Source organism: Pseudomonas khavaziana (genome assembly GCF_019145205.1).
In the GTDB taxonomy this organism is placed as follows: domain Bacteria; phylum Pseudomonadota; class Gammaproteobacteria; order Pseudomonadales; family Pseudomonadaceae; genus Aquipseudomonas; species Aquipseudomonas khavaziana.
The window spans coordinates 18,764-32,221 of sequence record NZ_JAHSTT010000001.1 but is presented as its reverse complement, the minus strand read 5'-3'; the positions used below and the strand labels follow the sequence as shown (position 1 = coordinate 32,221).

General features: G+C 59.5%; 12 protein-coding genes. 9 read left to right on the top strand and 3 right to left on the bottom strand.

Features of this window, described 5'->3' with window-relative positions:
- The first annotated feature begins 3 nt into the window (after window positions 1-3).
- The 4 genes from KVH01_RS00120 (at window position 4) to KVH01_RS00105 (ending at window position 5,526) form a co-directional block, all read left to right on the top strand.
- Complete coding sequence (locus KVH01_RS00120) at window positions 4-915, top strand: ABC transporter permease subunit (protein ID WP_003188486.1); 912 nt, start codon at window positions 4-6, stop codon at window positions 913-915.
- Between the two features lie 10 nt (window positions 916-925).
- Window positions 926-1,894, top strand: coding sequence for an ABC transporter ATP-binding protein (locus KVH01_RS00115; protein ID WP_043048526.1), 969 nt, complete (start codon window positions 926-928; stop codon window positions 1,892-1,894).
- Window positions 1,894-2,865: a peptide ABC transporter ATP-binding protein gene (locus tag KVH01_RS00110; protein ID WP_217880069.1), complete on the top strand. Its 972-nt coding sequence runs from the start codon at window positions 1,894-1,896 to the stop codon at window positions 2,863-2,865. Before KVH01_RS00115 ends, KVH01_RS00110 begins: the two co-directional genes overlap by 1 nt.
- Before the next feature lie 402 nt (window positions 2,866-3,267).
- Window positions 3,268-5,526: a TonB-dependent siderophore receptor gene (locus KVH01_RS00105; RefSeq protein ID WP_217880068.1), complete on the top strand. Its 2,259-nt coding sequence runs from the start codon at window positions 3,268-3,270 to the stop codon at window positions 5,524-5,526.
- Window positions 5,527-5,726: 200 nt separating this feature from the next.
- Here the strand turns inward: KVH01_RS00105 and KVH01_RS00100 are convergent, their stop codons facing one another.
- Window positions 5,727-7,310, bottom strand: coding sequence for a peptide chain release factor 3 (locus KVH01_RS00100; protein WP_217880067.1), 1,584 nt, complete (start codon window positions 7,308-7,310; stop codon window positions 5,727-5,729).
- 333 nt (window positions 7,311-7,643) lie between these two features.
- Here KVH01_RS00100 and KVH01_RS00095 point away from each other — a divergent pair, with 333 nt between their 5' ends.
- From KVH01_RS00095 to KVH01_RS00075, 5 genes are all read left to right on the top strand, one after another.
- Entirely contained in the window at window positions 7,644-8,360 is a 717-nt protein-coding gene (locus KVH01_RS00095; protein ID WP_217880066.1) for an ABC transporter permease, read from the top strand.
- 20 nt (window positions 8,361-8,380) lie between these two features.
- A complete protein-coding gene (locus tag KVH01_RS00090) occupies window positions 8,381-9,274 on the top strand; it encodes a glycine betaine ABC transporter substrate-binding protein (RefSeq protein WP_217880065.1) in 894 nt (297 codons plus the stop codon).
- A gap of 12 nt (window positions 9,275-9,286) precedes the next feature.
- Window positions 9,287-9,940, top strand: coding sequence for an ABC transporter permease (locus tag KVH01_RS00085; protein WP_034118069.1), 654 nt, complete (start codon window positions 9,287-9,289; stop codon window positions 9,938-9,940).
- Window positions 9,937-11,094: an osmoprotectant ABC transporter ATP-binding protein OsmV gene (locus KVH01_RS00080; protein WP_043048518.1), complete on the top strand. Its 1,158-nt coding sequence runs from the start codon at window positions 9,937-9,939 to the stop codon at window positions 11,092-11,094. The genes KVH01_RS00085 and KVH01_RS00080 overlap by 4 nt, the downstream gene beginning before the upstream one ends.
- A 474-nt stretch (window positions 11,095-11,568) precedes the next feature.
- Window positions 11,569-12,732 carry a type III PLP-dependent enzyme gene (locus KVH01_RS00075; RefSeq protein ID WP_003188470.1) on the top strand — a complete coding sequence of 388 codons (1,164 nt, stop codon included), beginning with the start codon at window positions 11,569-11,571 and terminating at the stop codon, window positions 12,730-12,732.
- Between the two features lie 61 nt (window positions 12,733-12,793).
- Here the strand turns inward: KVH01_RS00075 and KVH01_RS00070 are convergent, their stop codons facing one another.
- Both KVH01_RS00070 and KVH01_RS00065 read right to left on the bottom strand, forming a co-directional pair.
- Window positions 12,794-13,069 (bottom strand): type II toxin-antitoxin system RelE/ParE family toxin, encoded by a 276-nt coding sequence (locus KVH01_RS00070; RefSeq protein WP_217880064.1) that lies wholly within the window; start codon window positions 13,067-13,069, stop codon window positions 12,794-12,796.
- Window positions 13,069-13,335 (bottom strand): CopG family ribbon-helix-helix protein, encoded by a 267-nt coding sequence (locus KVH01_RS00065; RefSeq protein WP_217880063.1) that lies wholly within the window; start codon window positions 13,333-13,335, stop codon window positions 13,069-13,071. The genes KVH01_RS00070 and KVH01_RS00065 overlap by 1 nt, the downstream gene beginning before the upstream one ends.
- Between the last annotated feature and the right edge of the window lie 123 nt (window positions 13,336-13,458).

Below are 13,458 nucleotides of genomic sequence, written 5' to 3'. Positions count from 1 at the left end.
ACCATGACCACACCTACTCAAGTGTCAGCAGTCGATCAGAGCCTGCTGTACCCGTCCCCGTACAAAGAATTCTGGCAAGCCTTCTCCAAGAACAAAGGCGCGGTTGCCGGCCTGCTGTTCATGCTGCTGATCGTGTTCTGCGCGATCTTCGCCCCGTGGGTTGCACCGCATAACCCCAGCGAGCAATACCGCGACTTCCTGCTGACCCCGCCAGCGTGGCTGGAAGGTGGGCAGATGCAGTTCCTGCTGGGCACCGACGAACTGGGCCGTGACTTGCTCTCGCGCCTGATCCAGGGCTCGCGCCTGTCGTTGCTGATCGGTTTGTCGTCGGTGGTGATGTCGCTGATCCCGGGTATCCTGCTGGGTCTGTTCGCCGGGTTCTTCCCGCGCTTGCTCGGCCCGACCATCATGCGCCTGATGGACATCATGCTGGCCCTGCCGTCGCTGCTGCTGGCCGTGGCGATTGTCGCCATCCTCGGCCCTGGCCTGATCAACACCGTGATCGCCATCGCCATCGTGTCGTTGCCGTCTTATGTCCGTCTGACCCGCGCTGCGGTAATGGGCGAACTGAACCGCGACTACGTGACTGCCGCCCGCCTCGCCGGCGCCGGCCTGCCACGCCTGATGTTCATCACCGTGCTGCCTAACTGCATGGCGCCGCTGATCGTACAAGCAACCTTGAGCTTTTCCTCGGCGATTCTCGATGCCGCGGCCCTGGGCTTCCTCGGCCTTGGCGTACAACCGCCAACCCCGGAGTGGGGCACCATGCTGGCCTCGGCCCGGGACTACATCGAACGCGCCTGGTGGGTCGTGAGCCTGCCTGGCTTGACCATTTTGCTCAGCGTGCTGGCAATCAACTTGATGGGTGACGGCCTGCGCGATGCGCTGGACCCGAAACTCAAGAACGCCGCCTGAGGAGATTCCCATGTCACTGTTAGAAATCAAGAATCTCAACGTCCGCTTCGGCGACAAGACTGCCGTGCCGGTGGTCGATGGCCTCGACATCTCCGTCGACAAAGGCGAAGTACTGGCGATCGTTGGCGAGTCGGGTTCGGGTAAATCCGTGACCATGATGGCGCTGATGGGCCTGATCGAGCACCCCGGCATCGTCACCGCCGACGCCCTGAACTTCGACGGCAAGGACATGCTCAAGCTGAGCAACCGCCAGCGCCGCCAGATCGTCGGCAAAGACCTGGCGATGGTGTTCCAGGACCCGATGACCGCGCTGAACCCCAGCTACACCGTGGGTTTCCAGATTGAAGAAGTGCTGCGCCTGCACTTGAAAATGTCCGGCAAACAAGCACGCAAACGCGCGATCGAACTGCTGGAAAAGGTTGAAATCCCAGGCGCTGCCAGCCGGATGGATGCCTACCCGCACCAGCTGTCCGGCGGTATGAGCCAGCGTGTTGCGATCGCCATGGCGATTGCCGGTGAGCCGAAACTGCTGATCGCCGATGAGCCGACCACTGCGCTGGACGTGACCATCCAGGCGCAGATCATGGAGCTGCTGCTGGCCCTGCAGAAAGAGCAGAACATGGGCCTGGTGCTGATCACCCACGACCTCGCGGTGGTGGCCGAAACTGCCCAGCGCGTGTGCGTGATGTATGCCGGCCAGGCCGTGGAAGTCGGCCAGGTGCCGCAGTTGTTCGATATCCCGGCACACCCCTACAGCGAAGCGTTGCTCAAGGCGATTCCCGAGCACAGCCTCGGCGCCACACGCCTGGCCACGCTGCCAGGCATCGTGCCGGGCCGGTATGACCGCCCGCAGGGTTGCCTGCTGTCGCCGCGCTGCCCGTACGTGCAGGAAAACTGCCGCACCCAGCGCCCGAGCCTTGATCCGAAAACCAACAGCCTTGCGCGCTGCTTCTACCCCTTGAACCAGGAGGTGGCGTAATGGCCGTCGTTCTTACCGCCCGCGACCTCACCCGTCACTACGAAGTGTCCCGTGGCCTGTTCAAGGGCCACGCCACCGTGCGTGCCCTCAATGGTGTGTCCTTTGAGCTGGAAGCCGGCAAGACCCTCGCCGTGGTGGGCGAGTCGGGCTGTGGCAAATCCACCCTGGCCCGGGCCCTGACGCTGATTGAAGAGCCCTCGTCGGGCTCCTTGAAAATCGCCGGGCAAGAAGTGGCTGGCGCCGACAAGGCTCAACGCAAGCAATTGCGCAAAGACGTGCAGATGGTGTTCCAGAGCCCGTATGCCTCGCTGAACCCACGGCAGAAAGTCGGTGATCAACTCGGTGAGCCGTTGCTGATCAACACCAACCTGTCCGCTGCCGAGCGCCGCGAAAAAGTGCAGGCGATGATGAAGCAAGTGGGCCTGCGCCCCGAGCATTATCAGCGCTACCCGCACATGTTTTCCGGCGGCCAGCGCCAGCGTATCGCCCTGGCCCGGGCAATGATGCTGCAACCCAAAGTGCTGGTGGCGGATGAGCCGACCTCGGCGCTGGACGTGTCGATCCAGGCCCAGGTGCTCAACCTGTTCATGGACTTGCAGCAGGAGTTCAACACTGCCTATGTGTTCATCTCCCACAACCTGGCGGTGGTGCAGCACGTTGCCGACGATGTGATGGTGATGTACCTCGGCCGCCCGGTGGAAGTGGGTCCCAAGGAAGACATTTACGCACGCCCCCTGCACCCCTACACCCAGGCGCTGCTGTCGGCCACCCCGACGATTCATCCTGACCCGGACAAGCCGAAGATCAAGATCGTCGGCGAACTGCCCAACCCGCTGAACCCGCCGCCTGGCTGCGCGTTCCACAAGCGTTGCCCGTATGCGACCGAGCGCTGCAGCAGCGAGGAGCCGTTGTTGCGGCCGTTGGATAATCGGCAGGTGGCTTGCCACTACGCGGAGCAGTTTGTGGCCTGAAGCAACACAATTCTTCTCTGTAGGAGCGAGCTTGCTCGCGAAAGACGTCAACGATAACGCGGGTAGTCTGGTTTAACGCGGTGTCCATGGATTCTTCGCGAGCAAGCTCGCTCCTACAGAGGCTGCGGTTTCAATGAGTTCCATCGCCCTTCCCGCCAGATTGCGCATCAGTCTGGCCGGAGGGGCTTTTTTTTGCGCGCCTGTAACAAAAAATACCGTTTGAACCAATGCCAAGCACCTTGAAAACATTGAGCCAGGGCCTGACGAAAAGTGTATAGATTGTAAATGCAATTTACTTCTGTTTGAGAATCAATATCATTGCGGCGCATGGAGAGCGCTGGATGCGCGAAAAAATTCAGACGCCTCTCGTTCAATCGCCCCCCCTTAAAGGACTTTGTGGACATGTCGTCTCAATTCAGGCTCAGCCATCTATCGCTGGCGTTTATCGCTACCCTTTCGTCCCCCGCGCTGTTGGCGGAGAGTGTGGAAAAACAGCGCGACAAAGTGCCGATCGAAGCGACAGACCTGCCTGTAGACGGCACACCCCAGGCCTTGGTGCTGGAAGAGACGCGAGTGCTGGGCACTGCCGCCGAAGAACTCAAGCAAGCCCCTGGCGTATCGATCATCACCGCCGAGGACATCAAGAAGCGCCCGCCCACCAATGACCTGTCGGAGATCATCCGCCGCGAGCCAGGCGTCAACCTGACCGGCAACAGCTCCAGCGGCAGCCGTGGCAATAACCGCCAGATCGACCTGCGCGGCATGGGCCCGGAAAACACCCTGATCCTGATTGATGGCAAACCGTCGACCTCCCGCAACGCAGTACGTTATGGCTGGAGCGGTGACCGTGACACCCGTGGCGAGACCAACTGGGTGCCGGCCGAAGAAGTCGAACGCATTGAAATCCTGCGCGGCCCGGCCGCCGCCCGTTACGGCTCCGGAGCCATGGGTGGGGTGATCAACATTATCACCAAGCGCCCGACCGACCAGTTGCACGGTTCGCTAACCGCCTACACCGCCTTCCCCGAAAATGACGCCGAAGGCGCGAGCAAACGTACCAACTTCAATCTCAGCGGCCCGCTGACCGACAGTCTCGCATTCCGCGTCTATGGCGGGCTGAACAAGACCGACGCCGATGACGCCGACATCAACCGCGCAGCCCAAGCGACCCCGGATTCGCTGGTGGCCGGCCGCGAGGGCGTGCGCAATAAAGACGTCAATGGCCTGCTGAGTTGGCAATTCACCCCGGAACAAACCCTCGACCTGGAAGCCAGCTACAGCCGCCAGGGCAATATTTTCGCCGGCGATACTATGCTCAACGGCGGTGGTGCATTCGTGGAAAGCCTGGTGGGCAAGGAAACCAGTGTGATTCAACGCAGCAGCTTCTCTGCCACGCACCGCGGGGAATTTGACTGGGGCTCGACCCTGGCCTCGTTGACCCACGACCTGACCCGCAACGAACGCCTCAACGAAGGCCTGGCCGGTTCCGGCGAGGGTGCACCTTCGGCCAGCGCAGGCCGTTTTGAATCACGCCTGCGCAATACCCGGGCCACTGCAGAGGTCAATCTGCCGCTGAGCTTCGGCACCGAACAGGTGCTGACCCTGGGCAGCGAATACCTCTACGAATCGATGAACGATCCCGGCTCGTTGCGCCCGCAAAGCTATGACCCGGGCACCGGCGGCGTACCCGCCATACCTGGGGTCAGCCGCAACAGCACCAAGACCACCGCATCAAGCTACGCCTTGTTTGCCGAGGACAACATCGAACTGGGCAGCAAGACCATCATCACTCCAGGCTTGCGCTACGACGATCATGAAGAATACGGCGGCAACTGGAGCCCCAGCCTCAACGCCTCCCATCAGTTGACTGATGAGCTGAGCCTCAAGGGCGGTATTGCCCGGGCCTACAAGACCCCGAACCTGTATCAGTCCAACCCCAACTATTTGCTCTACAGCCGTGGCAACGGTTGCAACGCCAGCGAAGCCAACATGGGCGGGTGCTACCTGGTTGGCAATCGCGACCTCAGGCCGGAAATCAGCGTCAACAAGGAAATCGGCCTGGCGTTCGACAGGGGCAGCTGGCGCACCAGCGCGACGTACTTTCGTAATGACTATAAGAACAAGATCAATGCCAGCAACGAGGCGGCATTCCGCCTGGGCAATGGTCGTCGTGTACTGGAGTGGGAAAACAGCGGACCGGCGTTGGTCCAGGGGGTTGAAGGCAACCTGTTCGTGAGCCTGCGCGACGACTTGGACTGGAACACCAACCTGACCTACATGATCGACTCCAAGGACAAGGACACCGGCGAGCCCTTGAGCATCATCCCCAAGTACACCGTCAACACCACGCTGGACTGGCAAGCCACTGACAAGCTGTCTTTCCAGGTCAGCGGCACCTACTATGGCAAGCAGGAAGCGCCGACGCTCAACTCACGCAGCGCCAACAACTATGACCGCAGCGCCCAGCAGGATGTCGACCCGTACGGGTTGATGGGCCTGAGCAGTGGCTATGAGTTCAGCAAAAACCTCAGCGTACGCGTCGGTATCAACAACCTGCTGGACAAGCGCCTGTCGCGCAAAGGCAACGCCGAGGATGCCGGTGCCCAGACCTACAACGAGCCAGGCCGGGCTTACTTTGCGTCGGTGACCACGTCGTTCTGATCCAGGGTTTGCGTCAATTTACAGCCTTATAGAGATCAGAATATGGGAGGGGGCCCGCGAAGACGTCGGCCCAGCAAACATTGATGTTGGCTGACCCACCGCTATCGGGGGCAAGCCCCCCTCCCACATTTGATTGCATTTCAAGTCAATAAAAAGGGCGAAGCCATTACAGCTTCGCCCTTCTCTCAACCGCCCAGACCTTAGTGGTGCTCGCGGGTCGCGCGGAATTTCACATCCGGCCAACGCTCTTCCATCAGCGCCAGGTTCACCCGCGTCGGGGCCAGGTAGGTCAGGTGACCACCGCCGTCGATCGCCAGGTTTTCCACGGCCTTGTTGGAGAACTCTTCCAACTTCTTCTTATCGCTGCACTCGATCCAGCGCGCGGAGTACACGGTGATTGGCTCGTAGGAGCATTCGACCTTGTATTCCTCTTTCAAGCGGCTGGCGACCACGTCGAACTGCAGCACACCGACGGCGCCGAGAATGATGTCGTTGCTGCGCTCGGGGAAGAACACCTGGGTGGCGCCTTCTTCGGCCAATTGCTGCAGGCCTTGACGCAGTTGCTTGGATTTCAGCGGGTCGCGCAGGCGTACGCGGCGGAACAGTTCCGGAGCGAAGTGCGGGATACCGGTGAAGCCCAGCGCTTCGCCTTCGGTGAAGGTGTCGCCGATCTGGATGGTGCCGTGGTTGTGCAGGCCGATGATGTCGCCGGCGTAGGCTTCTTCGAGCTGTTCACGCTCGGAGGAGAAGAACGTCAGCGCGTCGCCGATGCGCACGTCCTTGCCGGTGCGTACTTGACGCATCTTCATACCTTTTTCGTAGCGGCCGGAGCAGATACGCATGAAGGCGATACGGTCGCGGTGCTTGGGGTCCATGTTCGCCTGGATCTTGAACACGAAGCCGGTGAATTTCTCTTCGACCGGTTCCACGGTGCGCTCGTTGGCGACCCGGGCCAGGGGTTTCGGCGCCCAGTTCACAACAGCGTCAAGCACATGGTCGACGCCGAAGTTGCCCAAGGCCGTTCCGAAGAACACCGGGGTCAGTTGGCCGTCGAGGAACTCCTGCTGATTGAACTCATGGCAGGCGCCCTGCACCAGCTCCAACTGGTCGACGAAACGGTCGTACTCGTCACCCAGGTGAGCACGGGCTTCGTCCGAATCGAGCTTTTCGATGATTTTGGTTTCGGTGCGTTCATGACCGTGGCCGGCGGTGTAGACAATGATGTAGTCGTCGGCCAGGTGGTACACGCCCTTGAAGTCGCGGTAGCAACCAATTGGCCAGGTGATCGGCGCGGCCTTGATCTTGAGGACGGCTTCGATCTCATCGAGCAACTCGATCGGGTCGCGGATATCGCGGTCGAGTTTGTTGATAAAGCTGACGATGGGTGTGTCACGCAGCCGGCAAACGTCCATCAGCGCGATGGTCCGTGGCTCAACGCCTTTACCGCCGTCGAGGACCATCAGCGCCGAGTCAACAGCAGTGAGGGTGCGGTAGGTATCTTCGGAGAAGTCTTCGTGACCCGGGGTGTCGAGCAGGTTGACCATGTGATCGCGATACGGGAACTGCATGACCGACGTGGTAATGGAAATACCCCGTTGCTTTTCCATTTCCATCCAGTCGGAGGTCGCATGGCGGTCGGATTTGCGGGATTTGACCGTGCCGGCCACTGCGATTGCCTTGCCCATCAGCAACAGCTTCTCGGTGATGGTGGTTTTACCGGCATCGGGGTGGGAAATAATGGCGAAAGTGCGGCGTTTCGCGACTTCGGCGGCCTGGTGGGTCATGGGAAATCGCCTGGCAGGTGAGTCAAAAAAGGGCGGCGAGTATAGCGCAAACCCGAGGGTACAGACCACCGTTGAGCCTATTGGGGGTGGCTAAATGCGCCCAATTGTGGAACCTTTTAAAAGGTAGAGACGTCCACTCCCCTGCTACCGCACTCGGAACAGGGGCTGAAAAATCAGCAAGTTAGCCTGACGAGGCTGCGCTTATGGCTCGAACTCATGCCGCTTTTGACGGCGTTGGCGAGCTGCATTTCGCGATCACATTTCGCTGACAGCCAGCAATGGCATGCCACGCGGAAATGTGTTCGTCGACAGAAGAAAAAAAGGAGTCCGCCTGTGGCTATTCGCTATGGCAAAGGGCTTATAGGAGCAGCGGTTGTCGTCGCGCTCCTGGCCCTGCTGGTCCACTGGATCGGCATCAACACGATCGAACTGTACCGCGACGATTTGTTGTTTTACCTGCAAGCTCATCTGATTCTCGTCCTAGTCTCCATGCTGGCAGCCCTGATTCTGGGCATCCCCGCCGGTATCCTGCTCAGTCGACCGAACATGGTCGGACGTGCAGAACGCTTCATGCAAATCTTCAACATCGGCAACACCGTCCCTCCCCTGGCCGTACTGGCCATCGCCCTCGGCGTCCTCGGCATCGGCAGCGGCCCGGCCATCTTCGCGTTGTTCCTCGCCTCCTTGCTGCCCATCGTGCGCAACACCTACGAAGGCCTGAAGAATGTTCAGGGTTCCCTGAAGGAAGCCGCCACCGGCATCGGCATGACCCCGCGCCAGGTGCTGTTTCGCGTGGAACTGCCCAACGCCGTGCCGATCATCATCGGCGGTGTACGTGTGGCCCTGGCGATCAACGTCGGCACCGCACCGCTGGCGTTCCTGATTGGCGCCAATAGCCTGGGCAGCCTGATCTTCCCCGGCATTGCCCTGAACAACCAGCCGCAACTGCTGCTCGGCGCTGCATGCACCGCGCTGCTCGCATTGCTGCTTGATGGCCTGGTGACCATGGCCAGCCGTCTCTGGCTGGAACGCGGGTTACGTCCGTCTTAAGGCTTGGCAAAGGAATTCACATGAAAAAACTAAGCTTGATATTAGGCTGCGTCCTGCTGTTCGCAGGTATCGCGCAAGCCGCAGAAAAACCGGTAATCCGCATCGGCGCACGGGTCTTCACCGAGCAGACCCTGCTGGCCGAAATCACTTCCCAGTACCTGCGCACCAAGGGCTATGACACCCGGGTAACTGGCGGCCTGGGCAGCAACCTGGCGCGCAGTGCCCAGGAAAGCGGGCAACTGGACCTGCTCTGGGAGTACACCGGTGTCTCTCTGGTGGCCTACAACCACGTGGACGAGAAACTCGACAGCGAACAGTCCTACGCCAGGGTGAAAGAACTCGACGCGAAAAAAGGCTTGGTCTGGCTCGCGCCGTCAAAATTCAGCAACACCTACGCGCTGGCACTGCCGGAAAACGTGGCCAAGGAATTTCCGCAGATCAACAGCATCAGCGACCTGACCAAGGCACTGGCCGAGGACACCAAGGAAAACCGCCTGGTGGCCCTCGACACCGAGTTCGCCAATCGTTCCGACGGCATGGGCGGCATGGTCAAGTTGTATGACATGAACCTCACGCGCAAAAACACTCGGCAGATGGACGCTGGCCTGGTCTACACCGCCCTGCGTAATGGCCAGGTGTTTGCCGGTTTGGTCTACACCACCGATGGCCGCCTGAACGCGTTCAAATTGAAGCTGCTGGCCGACGACAAACATTACTTCCCGGACTACACCGCAGCTCCGGTGATCCGTCAGCAATATCTCGACCAGCATCCGCAATTGGCCGCAGAGCTCAAGCCCTTGGCCGAGCTGTTCGACGACGCAACCATGCGCGAGCTGAATGCGCGGGTCGACGTCGCCCATGAAAGCCCGTCCGCTGTCGCCGCCGATTTCCTGCGCCAACATCCGATCAACTAAGAAGGAGAAGACATGGAATTCCTGAACGCCTTTTCCCATCTTGATTGGGCCCAAGTCCTGCATCTGACCTGGCAGCACATCACCCTGGTCGGCATCGCAGTGATCCTGGCGATTGTCGTCGGCGTGCCCCTGGGCGTGCTGATGACCCGCTTCCCGACCCTGGCCGGCCCTTTGCAAGCCAGCGCCACGGTACTGCTGACCGTGCCTTCAATCGCCCTGTTCGGCCTGCTGCTGCCCTTCTACTCCAAGTTCGGCCAGGGCCTGGGGCCGATGCCGGCGATTACCGCAGTGTTCCTCTACTCCCTGCTGCCGATCATGCGTAACACCTACCTCGCACTGACCGGGGTGGAACCGGGTATTCGCGAAGCCGCACGCGGCATCGGCATGACCTTCGGCCAGCGCCTGCGCATGGTCGAGCTGCCCATCGCCGTGCCGGTGATCCTCGCCGGGGTGCGCACCGCCGTGGTGATGAACATCGGCGTGATGACCATCGCCGCCACCATCGGTGCCGGTGGCCTGGGTGTACTTATTCTGGCTTCCATCAGCCGCAGCGATATGTCGATGCTGATTGTCGGCGCCGTGCTGGTCAGTCTCCTGGCCATCTTCGCCGACCTGCTCCTGCAATGGCTGCAACGCTCGCTGACTCCAAAAGGATTACTCAAATGATCGAACTTCAAAACCTGTCCAAGACTTTTCAAAGCAACGGCAAGACCATTACCGCCGTCAACGATGTAAGCCTGACCGTCAACGAAGGCGAGATTTGCGTATTCCTGGGGCCCTCGGGCTGCGGCAAGAGCACCACGTTGAAAATGATCAACCGCCTGATCAAGCCCAGCTCGGGCAAGATCCTGATCAATGGCGAAGACACCACCGACCTGGACGAAGTGACCCTGCGCCGCAACATCGGCTATGTGATCCAGCAGATCGGCCTGTTCCCCAACATGACCATCGAAGAGAACATTGTGGTGGTGCCCAAGCTGCTCGGCTGGGACAAGCAGAAATGCCACGACCGCGCCCGCGAATTGATGAGCATGATCAAGCTGGAGCCCAAGCAGTACCTGCATCGCTACCCGCGTGAGCTGTCCGGCGGCCAGCAGCAGCGCATCGGTGTGATCCGTGCCCTGGCGGCCGATGCGCCGCTGTTGCTGATGGATGAACCGTTCGGCGCGGTCGACCCGATAAACCGCGAAATGATCCAGAACGAGTTCTTCGAGATGCAGCGCGCGCTGAACAAGACCGTGATCATGGTCAGCCACGACATCGACGAAGCAATCAAGCTGGGTGACAAGATCGCCATCTTCCGCGCCGGCAAGCTGTTGCAGATCGACCACCCGGATACGCTGCTGGCGCACCCGGCCGACGAGTTCGTCAGCAACTTCGTGGGCCAGGACAGCACCCTCAAGCGCCTGTTGTTGGTGAAGGCCGAAGACGCAGCAGACAACGCCCCGTCGGTCAGCCCGGAAACCCCGGTGGCCGATGCCCTGGAGCTGATGGACGAGCATGACCGTCGCTACGTGGTGGTCACCTGTGCCGAGAACAAGGCGCTGGGTTATGTACGCCGTCGCGACTTGCACCGTCAGACCGGCACGTGCGGCCAGTACCTGCGCGAGTTCAACGCCACCGCCGTGTACGACGAGCATTTGCGCATCCTGCTGTCGCGCATGTATGAGTTCAACCGCTCGTGGTTGCCGGTGATGGATGCAGAGCGGGTGTTCCTGGGTGAAGTGACCCAGGAGTCGATTGCCGAGTACTTGAGCTCTGGCAAGTCCCGTGGGGGCAAGACCAGTATTGTCTCGCCTGCCGAGACTGCATTGGCATGAACTGACACAACAGGGATAAAAATGTGGGAGGGGGCTTGCTCCCGATAGCGGTGGATCAGTGACTGAGTAAGTGACTGACACACCGCTATCGGGAGCAAGCCCCCTCCCACATTTGCCCCTCGGTGAGTCAGGGAAATGTCCTCAATTCCCATTCAGCGGGGAACATCAATCCGTCACACCGGTCGGTTACATAAGTAGCTGCACGCGGCCGTACGACGAACGCGTGCAAAAACGCGACATTTTTAGTTGATCCCACGCCCGTCAAGCCCTAAAGTTCGCGCCGAACGTCCATGCTGGAAACGATCCATCCGGCTCAAGTACTGACGACGAGACAGCAAGGCCAAGGGAAGCTTATCCCATGGCCTTTTTGCTTTCGGCGACATGCCTTGGGAAGTAGGCGAACCAAAGTGGGGATACGGAGGACGTTCATTTGCACCCATTGATTACTACTGTTTGCCCTTAGGAGTCCCCAGCATGTCGATCAACGTCGAAGATTATTTCGCGCGCGCCACCTTTGACAAAATGAAGGCGTTCGCCGACAAGCAAGAAACCCCGTTCGTGGTGATCGACACCGCGATGATCAGCCAGGCCTACGATGACCTGCGCGCCGGTTTCGAATTCGCCAAGGTGTATTACGCGGTCAAGGCCAACCCGGCCGTCGAGATCATCGACCTGTTGAAAGACAAGGGTTCGAGCTTCGACATCGCCTCGATCTACGAGCTGGACAAGGTCATGGACCGCGGCGTCAGCGCCGACCGTATCAGCTACGGCAACACCATCAAGAAATCCAAGGACATCCGTTACTTCTATGAGAAGGGCGTGCGCCTGTTCTCCACCGACTCCGAAGCCGACCTGCGCAACATCGCCAAGGCCGCGCCGGGTTCGAAAGTGTATGTGCGCATCCTCACTGAAGGCTCGACCACGGCCGACTGGCCTTTGTCGCGCAAATTCGGCTGCCAGACCGACATGGCCATGGACCTGCTGATCCTCGCCCGTGACCTGGGCCTGGTGCCGTACGGCATCTCGTTCCACGTCGGCTCGCAACAGCGCGACATCAGCGTGTGGGACGCGGCCATCGCCAAGGTCAAGGTGATCTTCGAACGCCTGAAAGAAGAAGACGGCATTGAGCTGAAGCTGATCAACATGGGCGGCGGCTTCCCGGCCAACTACATCACCCGCACCAACAGCCTGGAAACCTATGCCGAAGAAATCATCCGTTTCCTCAAGGAAGATTTCGGCGACGACCTGCCGGAAATCATCCTGGAACCAGGCCGCTCGTTGATTGCCAACGCCGGCATCCTGGTCAGTGAAGTGGTGCTGGTTGCACGTAAATCGCGCACCGCCGTCGAGCGTTGGGTATACACCGATGTGGGCAAGTTCTCCGGCCTGATCGAAACCATGGACGAAGCCATCAAGTTCCCGATCTGGACCGAGAAGAAAGGCGAGATGGAAGAAGTGGTCATCGCCGGCCCCACCTGCGACAGCGCCGATATCATGTACGAGAACTACAAGTACGGTTTGCCGTTGAACCTGGCGATTGGTGATCGTCTGTACTGGTTGTCGACCGGTGCCTACACCACCAGCTACAGCGCGGTTGAGTTCAACGGGTTTCCGCCGTTGAAATCGTTCTACGTGTAATAACGCTATAACTAAAAAGCCCATGACGTTTCATGGGCTTTTTAGTGTGTGCTACACAATCTCAGCGATCCTCGCGAACGTGCCATAACCGTAAAACATAGAGTGTCGACTGTTGAATTTCGTAGCGCATTTCGTAATGGCCTACCAGAAGTCTTCTTACGTCTCGCGGCGAAAACTCTTCAATTCTCTCCCCGATACGCGGATTACTGAGCAATGTGTCAGGCGCCTTGGATAGTGACTGAACGGTGCGGGCGGCAGCTTGGCGGTTAACAACAGAGAGGAAGTCATACAATTGAGACAAATCGGACAATGCTTTACTCGTCCACCTCAGCTCCATCAGCGCGGTACCGGTAGCGGCGAATCCGTACTCAGGCTGTCGGCCCAGGCTTGCACTGCCTGGTGATCAATCACACGTCCTGCATCCACATCTGCCATCGCCTCAAGCGTCAAACGGCTACGTTCTTCTTCTTGATCGACCCAATCGGCAAGGGCTTGTTTCACCACCCATCCGCGTGAGCGATCCATTCTCGCGGCCATCTTGTCGACTTTCTGAGCAAGGGCGGTGGGGATATGAGCTGTCATTACTTTGGTTTCGGCACCCATGGAAACTCTCTTCGCGGATATCTGACACGCATTTGATTGAGTGTGATTAAACATTAATCATAGTGATTTAAGCAGAAGCTTCAGCCTCAAGCACTTGCCGTTCATCGACTAACCGGAACACGA

Excerpts from the sequence above, each read along its gene's own strand:
- KVH01_RS00120 (WP_003188486.1), top strand. The coding sequence starts at position 4 with ATGACCACACCTACTCAAGTGTCAGCAGTCGATCAGAGCCTGCTGTAC.
- KVH01_RS00115 (WP_043048526.1), top strand. The coding sequence starts at position 926 with ATGTCACTGTTAGAAATCAAGAATCTCAACGTCCGCTTCGGCGACAAG.
- KVH01_RS00110 (WP_217880069.1), top strand. The coding sequence starts at position 1,894 with ATGGCCGTCGTTCTTACCGCCCGCGACCTCACCCGTCACTACGAAGTG.
- KVH01_RS00105 (WP_217880068.1), top strand. The coding sequence starts at position 3,268 with ATGTCGTCTCAATTCAGGCTCAGCCATCTATCGCTGGCGTTTATCGCT.
- KVH01_RS00100 (WP_217880067.1), bottom strand. The coding sequence starts at position 7,310 with ATGACCCACCAGGCCGCCGAAGTCGCGAAACGCCGCACTTTCGCCATT.
- KVH01_RS00090 (WP_217880065.1), top strand. The coding sequence starts at position 8,381 with ATGAAAAAACTAAGCTTGATATTAGGCTGCGTCCTGCTGTTCGCAGGT.
- KVH01_RS00085 (WP_034118069.1), top strand. The coding sequence starts at position 9,287 with ATGGAATTCCTGAACGCCTTTTCCCATCTTGATTGGGCCCAAGTCCTG.
- KVH01_RS00080 (WP_043048518.1), top strand. The coding sequence starts at position 9,937 with ATGATCGAACTTCAAAACCTGTCCAAGACTTTTCAAAGCAACGGCAAG.
- KVH01_RS00075 (WP_003188470.1), top strand. The coding sequence starts at position 11,569 with ATGTCGATCAACGTCGAAGATTATTTCGCGCGCGCCACCTTTGACAAA.
- KVH01_RS00070 (WP_217880064.1), bottom strand. The coding sequence starts at position 13,069 with ATGGAGCTGAGGTGGACGAGTAAAGCATTGTCCGATTTGTCTCAATTG.
- KVH01_RS00065 (WP_217880063.1), bottom strand. The coding sequence starts at position 13,335 with ATGGGTGCCGAAACCAAAGTAATGACAGCTCATATCCCCACCGCCCTT.